The organism is Streptomyces sp. NPDC047869 (assembly GCF_040704065.1).
Lineage (GTDB): Bacteria > Actinomycetota > Actinomycetes > Streptomycetales > Streptomycetaceae > Streptomyces.
Genome location: NZ_JBEYRK010000022.1, coordinates 34,846 through 53,106, shown reverse-complemented (window position 1 = coordinate 53,106; position 18,261 = coordinate 34,846). Strand labels below are relative to the sequence as shown.

At 72.2% G+C, this 18,261-nt stretch carries 15 protein-coding genes; 10 read left to right on the top strand and 5 right to left on the bottom strand.

Annotated features, from left to right (window positions below; all coding sequences use genetic code 11):
• The first annotated feature begins 34 nt into the window (after window positions 1–34).
• Window positions 35–754 (top strand): hypothetical protein, encoded by a 720-nt coding sequence (locus AB0924_RS25830; protein WP_366912671.1) that lies wholly within the window; start codon window positions 35–37, stop codon window positions 752–754.
• Between the two features lie 114 nt (window positions 755–868).
• Here the strand turns inward: AB0924_RS25830 and AB0924_RS25825 are convergent, their stop codons facing one another.
• Together AB0924_RS25825 and AB0924_RS25820 are read right to left on the bottom strand one after the other, a co-directional pair.
• On the bottom strand, window positions 869–1,633 hold the full coding sequence (locus tag AB0924_RS25825) for a hypothetical protein (protein ID WP_358936996.1): 765 nt from the start codon (window positions 1,631–1,633) through the stop codon (window positions 869–871).
• A 30-nt stretch (window positions 1,634–1,663) separates the two neighbouring features.
• Window positions 1,664–1,792: a hypothetical protein gene (locus AB0924_RS25820; protein WP_358936994.1), complete on the bottom strand. Its 129-nt coding sequence runs from the start codon at window positions 1,790–1,792 to the stop codon at window positions 1,664–1,666.
• Between the two features lie 756 nt (window positions 1,793–2,548).
• Here AB0924_RS25820 and AB0924_RS25815 point away from each other — a divergent pair.
• The 3 genes from AB0924_RS25815 (at window position 2,549) to AB0924_RS25805 (ending at window position 6,740) form a co-directional block, all read left to right on the top strand.
• Window positions 2,549–3,505 carry an SCO0930 family lipoprotein gene (locus AB0924_RS25815; RefSeq protein ID WP_366912645.1) on the top strand — a complete coding sequence of 319 codons (957 nt, stop codon included), beginning with the start codon at window positions 2,549–2,551 and terminating at the stop codon, window positions 3,503–3,505.
• Window positions 3,506–3,786: 281 nt separating this feature from the next.
• A complete protein-coding gene (locus tag AB0924_RS25810; protein ID WP_358936990.1) occupies window positions 3,787–4,599 on the top strand; it encodes an SAM-dependent methyltransferase in 813 nt (270 codons plus the stop codon).
• Window positions 4,596–6,740 (top strand): EAL domain-containing protein, encoded by a 2,145-nt coding sequence (locus tag AB0924_RS25805; RefSeq protein ID WP_358936988.1) that lies wholly within the window; start codon window positions 4,596–4,598, stop codon window positions 6,738–6,740. The genes AB0924_RS25810 and AB0924_RS25805 overlap by 4 nt, the downstream gene beginning before the upstream one ends.
• Window positions 6,741–6,814: 74 nt before the next feature.
• Here the strand turns inward: AB0924_RS25805 and AB0924_RS25800 are convergent, their stop codons facing one another.
• On the bottom strand, window positions 6,815–7,699 hold the full coding sequence (locus tag AB0924_RS25800) for a LysR substrate-binding domain-containing protein (RefSeq protein ID WP_358936986.1): 885 nt from the start codon (window positions 7,697–7,699) through the stop codon (window positions 6,815–6,817).
• A 120-nt stretch (window positions 7,700–7,819) separates the two neighbouring features.
• On the opposite strand from AB0924_RS25800, the gene AB0924_RS25795 reads away from it, so the two are divergent.
• The 5 genes from AB0924_RS25795 (at window position 7,820) to AB0924_RS25775 (ending at window position 13,041) form a co-directional block, all read left to right on the top strand.
• Window positions 7,820–8,491, top strand: coding sequence for a succinate dehydrogenase (locus tag AB0924_RS25795; RefSeq protein ID WP_358937051.1), 672 nt, complete (start codon window positions 7,820–7,822; stop codon window positions 8,489–8,491).
• A 2-nt stretch (window positions 8,492–8,493) separates the two neighbouring features.
• Window positions 8,494–10,443 (top strand): fumarate reductase/succinate dehydrogenase flavoprotein subunit, encoded by a 1,950-nt coding sequence (locus AB0924_RS25790; protein ID WP_358936984.1) that lies wholly within the window; start codon window positions 8,494–8,496, stop codon window positions 10,441–10,443.
• Complete coding sequence (locus AB0924_RS25785; RefSeq protein WP_366912644.1) at window positions 10,440–11,189, top strand: succinate dehydrogenase/fumarate reductase iron-sulfur subunit; 750 nt, start codon at window positions 10,440–10,442, stop codon at window positions 11,187–11,189. The genes AB0924_RS25790 and AB0924_RS25785 overlap by 4 nt, the downstream gene beginning before the upstream one ends.
• A 236-nt stretch (window positions 11,190–11,425) precedes the next feature.
• A complete protein-coding gene (locus tag AB0924_RS25780) occupies window positions 11,426–12,196 on the top strand; it encodes a GNAT family N-acyltransferase (protein WP_366912642.1) in 771 nt (256 codons plus the stop codon).
• Window positions 12,196–13,041 carry a lysophospholipid acyltransferase family protein gene (locus AB0924_RS25775; RefSeq protein WP_366912641.1) on the top strand — a complete coding sequence of 282 codons (846 nt, stop codon included), beginning with the start codon at window positions 12,196–12,198 and terminating at the stop codon, window positions 13,039–13,041. Before AB0924_RS25780 ends, AB0924_RS25775 begins: the two co-directional genes overlap by 1 nt.
• 18 nt (window positions 13,042–13,059) lie before the next feature.
• On the opposite strand, the gene AB0924_RS25770 is transcribed toward AB0924_RS25775, so the two are convergent.
• Both AB0924_RS25770 and AB0924_RS25765 read right to left on the bottom strand, forming a co-directional pair.
• The gene (locus AB0924_RS25770) at window positions 13,060–15,405 is read right to left on the bottom strand and encodes an excinuclease ABC subunit UvrA (RefSeq protein WP_358936976.1); all 2,346 of its coding nucleotides are present in this window, start codon (window positions 15,403–15,405) and stop codon (window positions 13,060–13,062) included.
• Between the two features lie 27 nt (window positions 15,406–15,432).
• The gene (locus AB0924_RS25765) at window positions 15,433–15,621 is read right to left on the bottom strand and encodes an antitoxin (protein WP_358936974.1); all 189 of its coding nucleotides are present in this window, start codon (window positions 15,619–15,621) and stop codon (window positions 15,433–15,435) included.
• 152 nt (window positions 15,622–15,773) lie between these two features.
• Here AB0924_RS25765 and AB0924_RS25760 point away from each other — a divergent pair, with 152 nt between their 5' ends.
• Window positions 15,774–18,260: an AAA family ATPase gene (locus AB0924_RS25760; protein WP_366912640.1), complete on the top strand. Its 2,487-nt coding sequence runs from the start codon at window positions 15,774–15,776 to the stop codon at window positions 18,258–18,260.
• Window position 18,261 lies beyond the last annotated feature (1 nt).

Below are 18,261 nucleotides of genomic sequence, written 5' to 3'. Positions count from 1 at the left end.
AACCGGACCCGGGGTGCCTCCCGCGGAGGATCACATGCGAAACCAACGTGCCCTGGGGGCCGCGTGCGCTGCGGTCGCCGTACTCGGGCTTGCCACCGCCCCCGTGGCCGTCGCGGACGGTGTGGGCAACGGGGGCGGCCCGTCGGACACCACCGGGACCGGGAACACCGGGGCGGTGGTGGTCCCTGGAAACGGAAACAACGGAGTCCTCCCGGGGAACGGGGTCTTCCCGGGGAACGGGCTCCTCCCGGGGAACGGGGTCTTCCCGGGGAACGGGTTCCTCCCGGGGAACGGGAACTTCCCCGGCAACGGCAACTTCCCAGGGAATGGGAACTTCCCCGGCAACGGCAACTTCCCAGGGAATGGCAACTTCAACGGCAGCCTGAACGGCAACTTCAACGGCAATTTCAGCGGCCACGTCAACGGCCGCATCGGTGATGGCCGGGGCAACTTCAACAACGGCAACGGCCCGTTCAACAACAACCCGTTCAACAACGGCAACAGGCCCTTCAACAACGGTCTCGGCAACAACAGCAACTTGAGCAACACCCCCTTCGGCAGCAACAACGCCGGCCAGGGCGACCCACGCCCCAACAGGTGGCCCTCCGGCGGCGTCAGGGCAGGCCTCGGTGGCAGCAGCTCCACCGGTGCCACCCCGACCGACATCGCCATCGGCGGCGGGCTGGTGGCCGCCGTCACGGTGTTCGGGGGCGGCACGTTCTGGCTGCGCCGCCGGCCCGGCAAGCGCGTCTGACCGGCCCCTGCTCCCGCCCCGCCGGAGCCCGGCCCCCGGACGGCCCCCTCCTCGCCCCGGTCCCGTCGGTGACCGGGGCGAAGTCCCGCGGTGGCCCCTTCCGGACGGGAGACCCTAGTTCCCGGCCCCCGGGATCAGGGTGAGGAACGGCTCGGCCGTCGCCGCGATACCCCGGCTGTAGGGGGCGTCGAAGTCCCAGATGAGGAAGAGCATGAAGGCGATGGTCGCGGAGAACAGCCCGGCCAGTACCAGCTCACGCGCGGTGCGCCGGATCTGCAGGGCGAAGACCATGCCGATGGTGATCACCGCCCCGCTGAGGAGACCCCACCACACCACGGGCGGCATGGTCGGGCCGGTCGAGTCGGCGCGCGCGTTGCGCGCCTGGTCGGCGGCGGCCATCTGGTCCAGCACCGGCTGGTACGCCTGCGCCTCGAAGTCGTTCGCGGGCTTGTAGTCGGTCACGTCGTGGCGGACCCGCGCCAGCAGCGCGCCGCCCCGCTCGGTGACCTGGCCGCGCTCGGTCATCGACCGCCACTCGGTGGTCACCACGTACCGGGCGTACGCGTCGACGTCGGTCCGGATGCGGTCGCGGACGTCCGGCGGGTAGACGCGGACCCGCTCGGAGATCTCGTGCAGCGCCTGGGCCTCGGCCTGCACATGGTCCTGGGCGGCGCTGCGCGCCTCCCACACGCCCGCGATGGCCAGGCCCAGGACGATCGCGTACACCACGCCGATCCACATCGTCATGTACTCGATGACGTCCGGGGTCTCACTGGGGTCCTCGTCCTCGGGAGCCCTCTTGTGCCGTACGAGCGTGATGACGACCACGACGGCACAGGCCCCCAGCATGGCGAGGACAAGAACAAGCCAATCCGACAACGGTGCCTCCAGAGGTGAGCGGCCGGCGCTTCAGCGCGGGCGCAGCGCCGCGACGGCGACGATCGCGGGCACGGTGATGAGCAGGACGTAGGTGACCGGTGAGGTGGGGGAGGGGGCTGTGTGGCGGGCCGGCCGCGGGCGGTACGCCGGGTAGCTCACCGGCGTCGCGGAGGGCCGTGGGGCGGGCTCGGCGGACGGGGTGGGCCGCGGCGCCGGTGGCGGGGCGGGCGGGGGAGTGGGCCTGAACCTGGGCGGGGGTGCGGGCACCGCCGGGGCGGGCCCGGCGGGCGGCCGCGGCTTCGGCGGAGGCTTGGGCACCGGTGTCGGCGTCGGTGTGGGCGTGGGCTGGGGCGGAGGGGTCGGCGTAGGTGTGGGTGTGGGCGTGGGCGTGGGCGTGGGCGTCGGAGTGGGGGTCGGCGGGCATGGGGGCGTCGGTTCCGGGCACGGCGGGACGGCGGGCCAGTGGCCGCCGCTTCCCGCCACGGCCACCGCCACCGTGCCGTCCGGGCCCGCCGAGGCGTACGCACAGGCGTCGGCCGACGCCGTCCCGGCCGGGCAGCCCACCAGGGTCCAGGTCAGTGCCACCAGGGCCAACACCCGTGTGACGGGCGCGCATCGGGTCGCTTCGGGTCCTTGCACGACGAAGATCATGAGGCGCGGAGCGGGACCGTAGTCCGCAGTGCCCGGGGATTGATCCGAAGGGATGACAAAACACCATCAATGGTTTGACGGGATGAAACGCCTCGACTGGCTGGTTCGAGCGGCTTCGCGTCCCCCGCTCCGGGGCCCTCGTCACAGGTAGCGAAAAGAATTTCGCGCCCGGGTTGAACACTCCCGCCCCTTCGCCGCGTACCCATGGCCGTGCGGCGGCGCAGCAGAGCGCTGCAATATCCAGGCGAATTATGGGAGTTGACGATGAGGACCTCCTGGCGGACCGCCTCACTGGTGGCTATGGCCGCTTCGGTGCTGGCACTGACGACGGCGTGCGGTCAGGACAACACCACGACCCCCGCGTCGGCGGCCCAGAACGTGGGCGCCACGGCGGCGGCGGGCGACTACGGCAGCCCGGCCGGCACGGGCGCGGGCAACGGGTACGGTGCCGACGGCAATCAGAGCTCCGGTTCCCCGAGCCCGGCGGCCCCCGCGGGCAAGCTGACCGTGGCCGCCAACCCCGATCTGGGGAATGTGCTGACGGACGGATCCGGCCTCACCCTCTACCGGTTCGACAAGGACACCGCCAACCCGCCCAAGTCGAACTGCGCCGGCGACTGCGCCACCACGTGGCCGCCGGTGCCCGCGGACGACGCCACCGCCGGCGCCGGGATCGACAAGGCGCTGCTGGGCGAGGTCACCCGGGCCGACGGCAGCAAGCAGCTCACCGTGGGCGGCTGGCCCGCTTACCGCTACGCCAAGGACGTCAACTCCGGGGACGTCAACGGCCAAGGTGTCGGCGGCAAGTGGTTCGCCCTCGCCCCCGACGGCAAGAAGGTCAAGGTGTCCGACCTGCCCGGTCTGTCCGTGCGCAAGGACCCCAAGCTGGGCGATGTCGTCGTGGACAAGAACGGCATGACGGTCTACCGCTTCCTGAAGGACCAGGCCTGGCCGAAGTCCGTCTCGAACTGCACCGGCGCCTGCCTGGAGAAGTGGCCGGCCGTCGGCCCGGTGAAGGCCGACGACACCGAGGGCGTGAAGAAGAAGGGGCTCATGCCCTTCACCCGGCCCGACGGCGTCAAGCAGATGTCGGTCAACTGCTGGCCCATCTACACCTTCTCCGGTGACAAGGCCCCCGGAGACACCAACGGTCAGGGCGTGGGCGGCACGTGGTACGCCGTCTCGCCCGACGGCAAGCCGGTCGGCGCGCCGGGCAAGTAAAGGATCACCTCCCCAGGGTCGATCGCCCCGCCCACCGGCGCCTGACCGAAGGTCCGTCCCCTCCGCACCGCACGGAGGGGGCGGACCGTTCGTATGCCGTACGAATCACCGGAGCCGGCCGGAGCGTCGTGACACAGCGGGGTCGCACGGGCACTTGCCGCAGGCAGTGACCGGGAACGGATGGTCAATTTCCGGTTCGGCTCGCTCCGTTGGCGGGCGATCAGTAGCCTCTGCTCGAACACCGGATCGCCTTCCCCGTCAGCCACCCCTGGGAGAGATACATGGAGCGTCCCGCCTGGGCACCCCGGAGCATCGACATCTCGGTGCCGAGCGTTTCGCGTATCTACGACTTCTACCTGGGTGGATCGCACAACTTCGAGGTCGACCGGGAAGCGGCCCGCAGGGCGATGGAGTTCATGCCGGGCCTGCCGAAGACCATGCAGGCCAACAGGGCGTTCATGCGCCGCGCGGTGCGCTTCGCGGCGGGCGAGGGCATCACCCAGTTCCTGGACATCGGTTCCGGCATCCCGACCTACGGCAACGTCCACGAGGTGGCCCGGTCGGCGGCGCCGGGCGCCCGGGTGATGTACGTCGACCACGACCCGGTCGCGGTGGCGCACAGCCGAGCCGTGCTTCAGGGCGACGACGGCACGGACGTGATCGCCGCCGACCTGCGCAAGCCCCGGGAAATCCTCACGAGCCCCCAACTGAGCCGTCTCATCGACCTGAATCGGCCAGTGGCGCTGCTTCTCGTTGCGATACTTCACTTCGTGGAAGACGTGGACGACCCCTACGACGCGGTGGCAGAGCTGCGCGAGGCACTCGCGCCCGGCAGCCTGCTCATCCTCACCCATGCGTCGTACGAGGGAATCCCCCTGACGGCGGAGCGGGCCGAGGGCACGGTGGACGTGTACAGGGACATTCGCAACCCGCTGATCATGCGCTCGCCGGACGACATCGCGCGGTTCTTCGAGGGGTACGACATGGTGGAACCCGGAGTGGTGCCGATGCCGCTGTGGCGGCCGGAGTCGGCGCCCGAGGACGAGGACCCCTATGCCTTCTCCGGGTTCGCCGGCGTGGGGCGCAAGGCGTGAGCGCGGAGCCGGACGGGCCGGAGGACAGACTGCGCCGGTTCGCGACGATCTGGAGCCGGGCGGTCTTCCCGGTCACCTCCACCTCGCTGACCCGCGCCGAGTTCGAGCAGCGGCTCCTGCCTCTCGCGGGCCGGCTGCGCGACCTGCTGCACACCCGCGGCTTCGCCGCCGAGGAGGCGAAGGCCGTCGGCTCCGCGCTGGTCGCGGCGCACTGCACCGACCCCGAGGCGCTCGCCCGCACCCTGGACTGCGTCGACGCCTATCTGGTGCTCTACTGCGGCGACGACAGCCCGCAGGACGAACTGCGCGCGCGCTCCTCGCGGTTGCAGCACGCGATGGCCGCCGGATACGCGCAGGCGCTGCGCCAGCGCACCCTCGCCGAACAGGAGGCCATCGCCCAGGCCGCGCTGCGGGCCCAAGGCGTGGTGGCGCAGGCGCTGCACGCGAGCGAGGCCCGGTTCCGGGCCGTGTTCGAGGGCGCGGCCATAGGAATCGGCATCGCCGACCTGGACGGCAACATCCTCCAGGTCAACAAGGCGCTGTTGCGCATGTTCGGCCTCACCGAACCGGGCCTGCGCGGCCGCCGGGTGCTGGAGTGGGCCCACCCGGAGGACGCGCCGCAGACTTGGAGGCTCTACGAGGAGCTGGTCCGCGGCGAGCGCGAGCACTACCACGTCGAGAAGGCCTTCAACCGCCCCGACGGCACGGCGCTGTGGACCAATCTGACGGTCTCCCTGCTCCGGGACGCCGACGGCGAGCCGCAGTACCAGCTCGCCCTCATGGAGGACACCACCGAACGCCGCCTGCTCAACCTGCGGCTGCGCTACGAGGCCACGCACGACGCCCTCACCGGCCTGCCCAACCGCACGCTGTTCTTCGAGCGCCTGGAGAAGGCCCTCGGCGCGGGCGAGGGCCAGCGCTTCGGCCTGTGCTACCTCGACCTGGACGGCTTCAAGACCATCAACGACAGCCTCGGCCACGCGGCCGGCGACCGGCTGCTGGTGGAGGTCGCCGACCGGCTCCAGTCCTGCGCCACCGCGCCCGGCGAGATGGTCGCCCGGCTCGGCGGCGACGAGTTCGTGGCGCTGACCACCGGCACGGACACCGAGCGCGAGGTCGACGAACTCGCCGAGCGCATCATGAGCGCGCTGGTCACCCCCATCAGCATCGACGGCCGGGACCTCCTGGTGCGCGGCAGCCTCGGCATCGTGGAGGGCCCGGCGGGTGAGCGCACCGCGGCGGAGGTGCTGCGCAGCGCGGACATCACCATGTACCGGGCCAAGTCGGCGGGCGGCAACCGCTCCGAGCTGGCCGACCCGGAGGCGGACGCCCGCGCCATCACCCGCCACGGCCTCACCACCGCCCTGCCGACGGCCCTGGAGCGCGGCGAGTTCTTCATCGAGTACCAGCCGCTGGTCCACCTCGGCGACGGCAGTGTCCGCGGCGCCGAGGCCCTGGTCCGCTGGCTGCACCCGCAGCACGGCGTGCTCGGCCCCGACCGGTTCATCCCGCTCGCCGAGCACACCGGCCTGATCGTGCCGCTCGGCCGCTGGGTCCTGGAGCAGTCCATCCGCCAGGCCCGCGAATGGCGCGAACGGTACGCCGGCCAGGACGCCGCGGGCCCGCTGCGCATCAACGTCAACCTCTCCCCGTGCCAGCTCGGCCATCCCGGCCTGGTCCAGGACACGGTCGACATCCTCGAACGCGCGGGCGTCACCCCGGACGCCCTCTGCCTGGAGGTCACCGAGTCGGCCCTCATCGGCGCCGACGACGACCTGCTCAAACCGCTGCGCCGGCTCGCCGAGATGGGCGTCGACATCGCCCTGGACGACTTCGGCACCGGCTACTCCAACCTCGCCAACCTGCGCCGGCTGCCGGTGAGCGTCCTGAAACTGGACCGCTCCTTCACCCGGGGCATGCAGCAGTTCCCGGCCGACCCGGTCGACCTGAAGATCGTCGAGGGCATCGTCTCCCTGGCGCACAGCCTCGACCTCGCGGTCACGGTCGAGGGCGTGGAGACCGGCGCCCAGGCCGAGCAACTGCGCATCCTGGGCTGCGACACGGCCCAGGGCTGGTACTACGCCAGGCCGGGCCCGCCGGAGAGGCTGCACGAACTGGCACTCGTGGACGCGACCGGCTGACGGCCGTCCCGACCCGCTGGGCGGCCCATCCGCTCTCCGGCGCCTGAGCACCAGCGCCCCCACTGCTTCAACGCTCACCGCTCCAGCAGCATCCGCTGGAGCTCCCGGGCCGCCCGGGGCGGGGCGACGTCGCTGCGGTGGGCAAGCGCGATGGTCCGGTGCAGGCCCGGACGGGCCAGCGGGGTGACCCGCAGCCCCCGTCCGGCCCGGGTGGCGACCATCCGGGGCACCACGGCCACCCCCAGCCCGGCCCGCACGAATCCCAGCACCGCGTCCATCTCGCCGCCCTCCACGGCGAAGTCCGGCTCGAAACCGGCGGAGCGGCACGCCGCGACGGTCAGCTCCCGCAGGTCGTACCCGTGCCGGAACATCACCAGCCGCTCGCCCTCCAGACCGGCGATGTCGACGACCCGCGCGCCCCGGCCGGGCGGCCGCGCGTCCGGCGAGGACACCACCACCAGGTCCTCCCGCAGCAGCTCCACCGTGGTCAGGGCGGGCGACGGCGTGGGCAGCGGCAGCACGACCAGGGCGAGATCCAGGGCGCCACGGGCGAGCTGCCGCACCAGGTCGTGCGAGCCGCCCTCCTCGATCAGCAGCTGAATCCCCGGGTACCGGTCGTGAAAGGCGCGCAGCACGTCCGGCAGCAGTCCGGTGCACAGGCTCGGCGTCGCGCCCAGCCGCACCCGTCCCCGGCGCAGCTGCACCAGCTCCTGCACCTCGTGCCGGGCCGTGTCCGCGTCGGCGAGGATCCGCCGGGCCAGCGGCAGCAGTGCCTCACCGGCGTCGGTCAGCGTGATGTTGCCCCGGGCGCGCAGGAACAGGTCCGCGCCCAGCTCCCGCTCCAGCGCCTTGATCTGCTGGGACAGCGACGGCTGGGCGACGTGGACCAGCTCGGCGGCCCGGGTGAAGTGCCGGGTCTCGGCGACCGCCACGAAGTACTGGAGCTGCTGGAACTGCATGGCTCCAGGATAGCTGTTGCCTATGGAATCAAACCGGACCATGTCTTGGACCGATCGGCTCCTTCGGCCCTAGCGTTTCGGAACATGGCTCTGGCAACGCGGACGGACCGACGGCCGTCCATGGCGCGCACGATGTGGGACAGCACGGTCGGCAAGAAGACGGTCATGGCCGTCAGCGGTCTGATCATGCTGCTCTACCTGGTCGCGCACATGATCGGCAACCTGAAGATCTACTTCGGGGCGGGCGAGTTCAACCACTACGCCCACTGGCTGCGCACCGTCGGCGAACCCTTCATGCACTACGAGTGGACGCTCTGGCTCGTCCGCGTCGTCCTGGTCGTCGCCGTGGCCGCCCACGCCACCTCCGCCTACCAGCTCAGCCGCCGGGACATCAAGGCGCGGCCCGTGAAGTACGCGCACAGCAGGCCGCGGGCCAGTTACGCCACCCGCACGATGCGCTGGGGCGGGATCATCCTCGGCCTGTTCATCGTCTGGCACCTGCTGGACCTAACCACCGGCACCGTGCACTCCGGCGGCTTCCAGCAGGGGCACCCGTACCAGAACGTCGTGGACACCTTCTCCACCTGGTACGGCGACGTCGTCTACATCGTCGCGATGCTCGCGCTCGGCCTGCACATCCGGCACGGCTTCTGGAGTGCGGCCCAGACCCTCGGCGTCGGCAGCCGCTCCCGCGACCGCGCCCTGAAGACCCTCGCGAACGTCCTCGCGCTGCTGCTCACGGCCGGCTTCATCGCCGTACCCGTGGGCGTGATGACCGGAGTGGTGAGCTGATCATGACCTCGTACACCGACTACACGACCGGCGAACCGGCCGTAGACACCAAGGCGCCCGCCGGCCCGATCCACGAGCGCTGGGACAAGCGCCGCTTCGAGGCCAAGCTGGTCAACCCCGCCAACCGGCGCAAGCACACGGTCATCGTCGTGGGCACCGGTCTGGCCGGCGGCTCCGCGGGCGCCACCCTCGCCGAACAGGGCTACCACGTCGTCCAGTTCTGCTACCAGGACTCTCCGCGCCGCGCCCACTCCATCGCCGCGCAGGGCGGCATCAACGCGGCGAAGAACTACCGCAACGACGGCGACTCGGTCCACCGCCTGTTCTACGACACCGTCAAGGGCGGCGACTTCCGGGCCCGCGAGTCCAACGTGCACCGCCTCGCCCAGGTCTCCGTCGAGATCATCGACCAGTGCGTGGCCCAGGGGGTGCCGTTCGCCCGCGAGTACGGCGGCCTGCTGGACACCCGCTCGTTCGGCGGCGTGCAGGTGTCCCGGACGTTCTACGCCCGCGGCCAGACGGGCCAGCAACTGCTGCTGGGCGCCTACCAGGCGCTGTCCCGGCAGATCGCGGCCGGGAACGTGGAGATGCATCCGCGCACCGAGATGCTCGACCTGATCGTCGTCGACGGGCGGGCCCGGGGCATCGTCGCCCGGGACCTGATCACCGGGAAGATCTCCACGTACTTCGCGGACGCCGTCGTCCTGGCGAGCGGCGGCTACGGCAACGTCTTCTACCTGTCGACGAACGCCATGAACTCCAACGCCACCGCGGTCTGGCGGGCCCACCGGCGCGGCGCCCACTTCGCCAACCCCTGCTTCACTCAGATCCACCCCACCTGCATCCCGCGCACCGGCGACCACCAGTCCAAGCTGACGCTGATGAGCGAGTCGCTGCGCAACGACGGCCGGATCTGGGTGCCGAAGGCCAAGGGCGACGACCGTCCTCCGAACCGGATCCCCGAGGACGAGCGCGACTACTACCTGGAGCGCATCTACCCGTCCTTCGGCAATCTGGTCCCGCGCGACATCGCCTCCCGCGCCGCGAAGAACGTCTGCGACGAGGGCCGCGGCGTCGGCCCCGGCGGACAGGGCGTGTACCTCGACTTCGCCGACGCCATCGAGCGCATGGGCCGGGCGGCGGTCGAGGCCAAGTACGGCAACCTCTTCGACATGTACCAGCGGATCACCGACGAGGATCCGTACGAGGTGCCGATGCGCATCTACCCCGCCGTGCACTACACGATGGGCGGCCTCTGGGTCGACTACGACCTGCAGACCACCGTCCCCGGCCTGTTCGCCGTCGGCGAGGCCAACTTCTCCGACCACGGAGCCAACCGGCTCGGCGCCTCGGCGCTGATGCAGGGCCTGGCCGACGGCTACTTCGTGCTCCCGGCCACCATCAACGACTACCTGGCGCGCAACCCGCACCAGGACCCGGTGACCGGCGAACACCCCGTGGTGCAGGAGGTGCTGGCCGAGACGGAGGACCGGCTCAACCTGCTCCTCGCCGTCGACGGCGACCGCACCCCCGACTCCTTCCACCGCGAACTCGGCGAACTGATGTGGGAGTTCTGCGGAATGGCGCGCACCGACTCCGGTCTGCGCAAGGCCCTGGAACGCATCCCGCAGATCCGTGACGAGTTCTGGCGGCGCATCAAGGTGCCCGGCACAGGCGAGGAGTTCAACCAGTCGCTGGAGAAGGCCAACCGGATCGTCGACTACCTGGAGCTCGCCGAGCTGATGTGCCTCGACGCGCTGCACCGCGCCGAGTCCTGCGGCGGCCACTTCCGTGAGGAGTCGCAGACCGCCGACGGCGAAGCGGCGCGCAGGGACGACGAGTTCGGCTACGCGGCCGCCTGGGAGTTCACGGGCACCGGCTCGGCTCCCGTCCTGCACAAGGAAGACCTGGTCTTCGAATACGTCCACCCCACCCAGCGGAGCTACGCATGAAGCTCATCCTGCGCGTCTGGCGGCAGGCGAACGCCGACGCCGACGGCGCGATGTCCACGTACGAGGTGGACGGCATCTCCCCGGACATGTCCTTCCTGGAGATGCTCGACACCCTCAACGAGGAGCTCATCCTCAAGGGCGAGGACCCGGTCGCCTTCGACCACGACTGCCGCGAGGGCATCTGCGGCGCGTGCTCGCTCGTCATCAACGGCGACGCGCACGGCCCGGAGCGCACCACCACCTGCCAGCTCCACATGCGGTCCTTCAAGGACGGCGACGTGATCGACATCGAGCCCTGGCGGGCCTCGGCCTTCCCGGTGATCAAGGACCTGGTCGTCGACCGGTCCGCGTTCGACCGGATCATCCAGGCCGGCGGCTACGTCACGGCACCCACGGGCTCGGCGCCGGAGGCCCACGCCACCCCGGTGCCCAAGCCGGACGCCGACCTCGCCTTCGAGCACGCGGAGTGCATCGGCTGCGGGGCCTGCGTGGCCGCGTGCCCCAACGGCGCGGCGATGCTGTTCACCTCCGCCAAGGTCAACCACCTGGGCGTCCTGCCGCAGGGCGCGCCCGAGCGGGAGACCCGGGTGCTGGACATGGTGGCCCAGATGGACGCCGAGGGCTTCGGCGGCTGCACGCTCACCGGTGAGTGCGCGACGGCCTGCCCGAAGGGCATTCCGCTGATGTCCATCACCGGCATGAACAAGGAGTGGCTGCGCGCCACCCGCAGGGCGGCCAAGCGGTAGCGCGCACCACGGGACGTTCGCCGCACAGGGGCGGACGGGCGGGGCCGGGGACGGTGCTCATCCCGGCCCCGTCTGGCTTTCCCGGCCGGACGCTCCACCGCGCCGTTCAGCAACCCCACACCCGCGCTCCCGCCACCGGTCACACACACGCCAACCGGCATCGGAAGAACAGGAGCGGCAGCCCGGAACGCCGGACTGCCCTGCTGCCGACCCGGCCCGTGACCAGGGAGTGAGCCATGACCGGCGTCACCACGCTCGACCGTCCTTCGCAGCCCGCGGCCCCCACCCGCTACACCGTCACCCTCGCCCGCGACGAGGACGACGTCCGCGCCGCCCAGCGGCTGCGGCACGAGGTGTTCGCCGGGGAGCTCGGCGCCCTGCTGACCAGCCCGCAACCGGACCTCGACGTCGACCCGTTCGACGCGTACTGCGACCACCTGCTCGTCAACGACACGGTCACCGGCCAGGTCGTCGGCACCTACCGGCTGCTGCCGCCGGAACGGGCCGCGGTCGCCGGACGGCTTTACTCCGAGGGCGAGTTCGACCTGACCGCGCTCGACGGACTGCGGCCCGGGCTGGTGGAGGTCGGCCGCTCCTGCGTGCACCCCGACCACCGCGACGGCACGGTCATCGGCCTGATCTGGGCCGGGATAGCCCGCTACATGGTCGACCGGGGCCACGAGTGGCTGGCGGGCTGCTGCTCCGTACCGCTCGCCGACGGCGGCACGCAGGCCGCCGCCACCTGGGAGCGGGTGCGCGCCAAGCACCTGGCGCCCGAGGAGTACCGGGTACGCCCGCTGCTGCCGTGGGTGCCGGCCGCCGCGGCGCCGGCCGGCCGCGGCGAACTGCCCGCCCTGCTGCGCGGCTACCTCCGGCTCGGCGCCTGGGTGTGCGGTGAGCCCGCGGACGACCCGGACTTCGGGGTCGCCGATCTGTACGTGCTGCTGTCGATGCGCCGGGTCAATCCGCGATACCTGCGGCACTTCCTCTCTCTCGTGCCGGCCTGATGAGCGCCTGGCTGCCCACCGCGCCCTGCACCCCGGCCGCCTGCCTGGAGCCGGCCGGGCCCACCGTGGCCGCGCCCCGGGCCGTCCTGCGGCTCGCCGCGCTCGCCGCCCTGCTGCTCGCGGGGATCGCGCTGTCCCCGCTCGGCGGCCGGTTCCCGGCCTGCTGGGTCAGGAGCTGGTGCCGGGCGGTCGTACGGGCCGCGGGCGTCCGGATCCGGCTCACCGGTTCCGCGCCCGCCGAGGGCGGCGTCCTCCTGGTCGCCAACCACATCTCCTGGCTGGACATCCCGCTGCTCGCGGCGGTGCGTCCGGCCCGGATGCTCGCCAAGTCCGAGATACGGCGGTGGCCCGTGGCGGGCCGGCTGGCCGCGCGGGGCGGGGCCCTGTTCATCGAGCGGGACCGGCTGCGCGCCCTGCCGGAGACCGTCGCCCGGATCGGCGCGGCACTGCGGGCCGGTGCGGCCGTCGCGGTGTTCCCGGAGGGCAGTACCTGGTGCGGCGGCGCCCGGGGACACTTCCGCCGGGCCGTCTTCCAGGCGGCGCTCGACGCCCGCGTGCCCGTGCAGCCGGTGCGCCTGAGCTATCGGGACGCCGGGGGAGGGGCGGCCACGGCGGCGGCGTTCGTCGGCGAGGACACCCTGTTCGCCTCGCTGTGGCGGGTGGCATCCGCGCGTGGCCTGGTCGCCGAGGTGGAGGTGCGCCCGCTCATCCCGGCCGGCCGTCACCACGACCGGCGGGCCCTCGCCAGGGCCGCCGAACCCCGGCCGGCCACCGGACCTCGGCCCTCCCTTCTTCAACCGCCTGCTCAGCACCTGACGTTCGGCCCTCGGCCGCTCAGCACCTGACACCCGGCGACCGGCCGCTCAGTGCCCCGTGTCCCCGCCCAGCGCCCGGGCCAGATGGGCGGCCGTCGCGCTGCCCTCGGTCCGGGCCACCTCGGCCGGGGTCCCGGACGCCACGACGCGCCCGCCCCGGTCGCCGCCGCCCGGCCCCAGGTCGATCACCCAGTCGGCGCCCGCGACGACCGTCATGTCGTGCTCGACCACGACCACCGTGTGGCCCGCGTCGACGAGCCCGTGCAGCCGGCCCATCAGCACCTCGACATCGGCCGGGTGCAGTCCGGTCGTCGGCTCGTCCAGCAGGTACAGGGTGTGGGCGCGGCGGCCGCGCTGCAGCTCGTTCGCCAGCTTGATCCGCTGGGCCTCTCCGCCGGACAGCTCAGTGGCCGGCTGCCCCAGGCGCAGATAGCCGAGCCCCACGTCGAGCAGCGTGCCGAGACTGCGGGCGGCGGCCGGGGTGTCCGCGAAGAAGTCCGCGGCGCTCTCCACCGTCAGGTCCAGCACCTCGGCGATGTTCCGCCCCCGGTAGTCCACTCGCAGCGTCTGCGGGTTGTAGCGGGCGCCCGCGCAGTCCGGGCAGGGCGCGTACGTGCTCGGCAGGAACAGCAGCTCGACACTGACGAACCCCTCGCCCTGGCAGGTCTCGCAGCGGCCGCCGGCCACGTTGAATGAGAACCGGCCCACCCCGTACCCGCGGGCCCGGGCCTCGTCGGTGGCCGCGAACACCTTCCGTACGACGTCGAACAGGCCCGTGTACGTGGCCAGGTTGGAGCGCGGAGTGCGCCCGATCGGCTTCTGGTCCACCCGGACGAGCCGGCCGACCGCGTCCTGTTCCTCCGTGAACTCGCCGACCAGTGTCGACTTCCCCGACCCCGACACACCGGTGACGGCGGTGAACGCGCCGAGCGGGAAGGCGGCCGTCACCCCGCGCAGGTTGTGCCGGGTCACCGGGCCCAGCGTCAGCCAGCCGCGGGGCTCGCGGACCGCACGCGCCGGACCGGGCGGCCCGGCGAACAGGTACCGGGCCGTCGCCGAGTCGGCCACCGGGGCGAGGCCCGCCACCGGGCCGCTGTACAGCACCCGCCCGCCGTGCTCACCCGCGCCGGGTCCCACGTCCACCAGCCAGTCGGCGCCCCGCACCACCTCCAGGTGATGCTCCACCACGAACACCGAGTTCCCGGCCGCCTTGAGCCGCTCCAGCACCGTGATCAGCGCCTCGGTGTCCGCCGGGTGCAGCCCGGCCGAGGGCTCGTCCAGCACGTACACCACCCCGAACAGCCCGGACCGGAGCTGGGTGGCCAGCCGGAGCCGCTGCAGCTCGCCCGCGGAGAGGGTGGGCGTGGCCCGGTCCAGGCTGAGGTAGCCGAGGCCCAGCTCGACCACCGGCGCGATCCGGGAGTTCAGGTCCTCGGTGAGCACGCGGGCGGTCTCGGTGCCGTCGTGCGGCAGCCCGCACAGGTCGGTCAGCGGCAGTGCCGCCAGTTCGGCGATGGTCCGGCCGGCGAAGGCCACCGCCAGCGCCTCGGGCCGCAGCCTGCTGCCCCCGCACGCCGGGCAGGGGGCGCTGGTCAGGAACCGCTCCGCCTTGGCCCGCAGGGTCGCGGACCTGGTGTCGGAGAACGTCTTCATGACGTACCGGCGGGCACTGGTGTACGTGCCCTGGTACGGCCGCTGGATCCGGTCGGCGTCCCGCACCGGGTGGACGGTGACGACCGGCTGCTCGTCGGTGAAGAGGATCCACTCCCGGTCCCCGGCGGGCAGCTCGCGCCAGGGCCGGTCGACGTCGTACCCGAGGGCGTCGAGGATGTCGCGCAGGTTCTTGCCCTGCCAGGCGCCCGGCCAGGCGGCGATCGCGCCCTCGCGGACGGACAGCGAGGGGTCGGGGACCAGCAGCTCCTCGGTGGTGCGGTGCACCCGGCCGAGGCCGTGGCACTCCGGGCAGGCGCCCGCCGCCGTGTTGGGCGAGAAGGCGTCGGAGTCGAGCCGCCCGGCGCCGGGCGGATACCGCCCGGCGCGCGAGAACAGCATGCGCAGCGAGTTGGAGAGGTTGGTGACTGTGCCCACGGAGGAGCGTGAGGACGGGGCCGAGCGGCGCTGCTGGAGCGAGACCGCCGGCGGCAGCCCCGTGATCTCGGCGACCCGGGGTGCCCCGACCTGGTGGATCAGTCGCCGTGCGTACGGCGCGACCGACTCGAAGTAGCGCCGCTGCGCCTCGGCATAGACGGTGCCGAACGCCAGGGACGACTTTCCCGAGCCGGACACGCCGGTGAACACGGCCAGCACGTCCCGGGGGATGTCCACGTCGACACCCTTGAGATTGTGCTCGCGGGCACCGCGGACGCGGACGTGGGGATCATGGGGGCTGTGCATCGGGGCGATGTTAGTCCGCCCCGTTCGTCAGGTCTGCGGGGGCCGGTCCTGAGGCTTGCCGAACTCGTCCCGCATCTTGTCCTGGGCGGTGTCGACCTGGGACTGGTACTTGTTCCCGGTCCGCTGGTCGATGTAGTCGCCGCCCTTGTCGACGCCCTTGCTGGCCGTGTCCTCGTGGCCCTTGAGCATCCCCTTGATCTTGTCCATGAAGGACATGTCGGCACTCCTTGTCGTCGAGGCTTCCTCCCCAAGCCTTACCGGCGCGGCCCGGTAACGCATCTCGGGGCGTCTTCACCCCATATCGTGCATACCTGAAGCATATATGCGATTTTGAGGCATATGTCTGCCCGTCGCGGAAAGGGCCGCCCATGAGCACCCCCGGTTTCGGTTTCGGACGCAGTCCGTTCGAGGAGTTCGACGGGCTGATGTCCCGCTTCTTCCCCGGGACCGGCGGGCCCGGCGGTCCGGCGGCGTCCGGCCGCCGGCCCCAGCGCGTCGACATCGGCAGCCTGCTGTCCGAGCGGGCACGGGACCTGGTGGCCGGAGCCAGGGACATCGCCGCCGCCGAGGGCAGCGACGAACTCGACGCCCGCCACCTGCTGGCCGCCGCCACCGAGCACGACTCCACCCGCCGGCTGCTCACCGCCGCGGGCGCCGACCCCGACCGAATTCGCGAACGGCTCGCCGCCCCCGCCGCGAGCGCGAAGAGCGAGCCCGCCACCCTGACCCCGGCCGCCAAGCGCGCCCTGCTCGACGCCTACCGCGTCTCCCGCGCTGAGGGAGCCTCCTACATCGGCCCCGAGCACCTGCTGCGCGCCCTCGCCGCCCACCCGGAGTCGGCGGCCGGGCAGGCCCTCGGCGAGGGCGGCTGGGAACCGGCCCGGGTGCCCGCCGAGAGCGCGGCCGAGCGCAAGGAGCCGAGCAGCACGCCCACCGTCGACGAGTACGGCCGGGACCTCACCGAGGACGCCCGCGACGGCCGCCTCGACCCGGTGATCGGACGGGACGAGGAGGTCGAGCAGACCATCGAGGTGCTCTCCCGGCGCAGCAAGAACAACCCGGTCCTGATCGGAGACCCCGGCGTCGGCAAGACCGCGGTGGTCGAGGGCATCGCGCAGCGCATCGTCGCCGGTGACGTGCCGAAGACCCTCGCCGGCAAGCGGCTGATCTCGCTGGACCTGGCCGGCATGGTGGCCGGTACCAAGTACCGGGGCGAGTTCGAGGAACGGCTGAAGAAGCTCCTCGGCGAGGTCGGCCGGCACAGCGACGAACTGGTGCTGTTCCTGGACGAGTTGCACACCGTCGTCGGAGCCGGCGGCGGGGGCGAGGGTGCCATGGACGCCGGCAACATGCTGAAACCGGCCTTGGCACGCGGGGAGTTGCACCTGATCGGCGCGACCACCGTGGACGAGTACCGCAGGCACATCGAGAAGGACGCCGCACTGGAACGCCGGTTCGCGCCCATCCTGGTCGGCGAGCCGAGCGTGGACGACACCATCGAGATCCTGCGCGGACTGCGCGACCGCTACGAGGCCCACCACCAGGTGCGCATCACCGACGAGGCGGTCGTCGCCGCGGCCGAGCTGTCCGACCGCTACATCACCTCCCGCTTCCTGCCCGACAAGGCCATCGACCTGATGGACCAGGCCGCCGCCCGGGTACGGCTGCGGGCCAGGACCTCGCTCGCGGACACCCGGGCGGCCGAGGACCGGCTCGCGGCACTGAACCGGGAGAAGGACCAGGCGGTCGCCGACGAGGAGTACGAGCGGGCCAGGGACCTGCACGACCGGATCAAGGAGACCGAGGCCGAGCTGGCCGACGCGAACAAGGCGGAGGAGCAGGCCCCGAAGGTCACCGCGGAGGACATCGCCCAGGTCGTCTCGCGCACCACCGGCATCCCGGTCGCCCAGCTCACCGAGGAGGAGCGGGAGCGGCTGATGAGGCTGGAGGAGCACCTGCACCAGCGGGTCGTCGGCCAGGACGAGGCGATCACCGCCGTCGCCCGCGCGGTACGGCGGGCCCGGGCCGGCATGAGCGACCCGAACCGGCCCGTCGGCAGCTTCCTGTTCCTCGGCCCGACCGGTGTCGGCAAGACCGAGCTGGCCCGCGCCCTCGCCACCGCCCTGTTCGGCGACGAGGGCCGCATGATCCGCCTCGACATGAGCGAGTTCCAGGAGCGGCACACCGTCTCCCGCCTGGTCGGCGCCCCGCCCGGATACGTAGGCCACGAGGAGGCCGGCCAGCTCACCGAGGCCGTGCGCAGGCAGCCGTACGCCGTGCTGCTCCTGGACGAGGTGGAGAAGGCGCACCCCGACGTCTTCAACACCCTGCTCCAGCTCCTGGACGACGGCCGGCTCACCGACTCCCAGGGCCGCACCGTCGACTTCAAGAACACCGTGGTCATCATGACGTCGAACATCGGCGCCGACCGCATCCTGGCCGCCGGCACCGAGGACGACGCCAAGGTGCGCGGGGCGGTCATGCCGGTGCTCCAGCAGCACTTCCGGCCCGAGTTCCTCAACCGCATCGACGAGATCATCGTCTTCCGCGGCCTGGAACGCACCGAGCTGCGCCAGGTCGTGGACCTGCTGCTGGAGCACACCCGGCGCCGGCTGCACGCCCAGGACGTCACCATGGAGGTCACCGACGCGGCCGCGGAGCAGCTGGCGAACCTCGGGCACCAGCCGGACTTCGGCGCCCGCCCGCTGCGCCGCACCATCCAGCGCGAGGTGGACGACCGCCTCGCCGACCTGCTGCTCTCCGGCGGTCTGACCGCGGGCGACCGGGCGGTGGTGGACGCGGCCGACGGGTCGGTGGTGATCCGCGCGGAACGCCCGGCCCCGGCGGGGGACTGAG

Coding starts and splice junctions, on each gene's coding strand:
- AB0924_RS25830 (WP_366912671.1), top strand. CDS start 35: ATGCGAAACCAACGTGCCCTGGGGGCCGCGTGCGCTGCGGTCGCCGTA.
- AB0924_RS25815 (WP_366912645.1), top strand. CDS start 2,549: ATGAGGACCTCCTGGCGGACCGCCTCACTGGTGGCTATGGCCGCTTCG.
- AB0924_RS25810 (WP_358936990.1), top strand. CDS start 3,787: ATGGAGCGTCCCGCCTGGGCACCCCGGAGCATCGACATCTCGGTGCCG.
- AB0924_RS25800 (WP_358936986.1), bottom strand. CDS start 7,699: ATGCAGTTCCAGCAGCTCCAGTACTTCGTGGCGGTCGCCGAGACCCGG.
- AB0924_RS25795 (WP_358937051.1), top strand. CDS start 7,820: ATGGCGCGCACGATGTGGGACAGCACGGTCGGCAAGAAGACGGTCATG.
- AB0924_RS25790 (WP_358936984.1), top strand. CDS start 8,494: ATGACCTCGTACACCGACTACACGACCGGCGAACCGGCCGTAGACACC.
- AB0924_RS25785 (WP_366912644.1), top strand. CDS start 10,440: ATGAAGCTCATCCTGCGCGTCTGGCGGCAGGCGAACGCCGACGCCGAC.
- AB0924_RS25780 (WP_366912642.1), top strand. CDS start 11,426: ATGACCGGCGTCACCACGCTCGACCGTCCTTCGCAGCCCGCGGCCCCC.
- AB0924_RS25775 (WP_366912641.1), top strand. CDS start 12,196: ATGAGCGCCTGGCTGCCCACCGCGCCCTGCACCCCGGCCGCCTGCCTG.
- AB0924_RS25770 (WP_358936976.1), bottom strand. CDS start 15,405: ATGCACAGCCCCCATGATCCCCACGTCCGCGTCCGCGGTGCCCGCGAG.
- AB0924_RS25765 (WP_358936974.1), bottom strand. CDS start 15,621: ATGTCCTTCATGGACAAGATCAAGGGGATGCTCAAGGGCCACGAGGAC.
- AB0924_RS25760 (WP_366912640.1), top strand. CDS start 15,774: ATGAGCACCCCCGGTTTCGGTTTCGGACGCAGTCCGTTCGAGGAGTTC.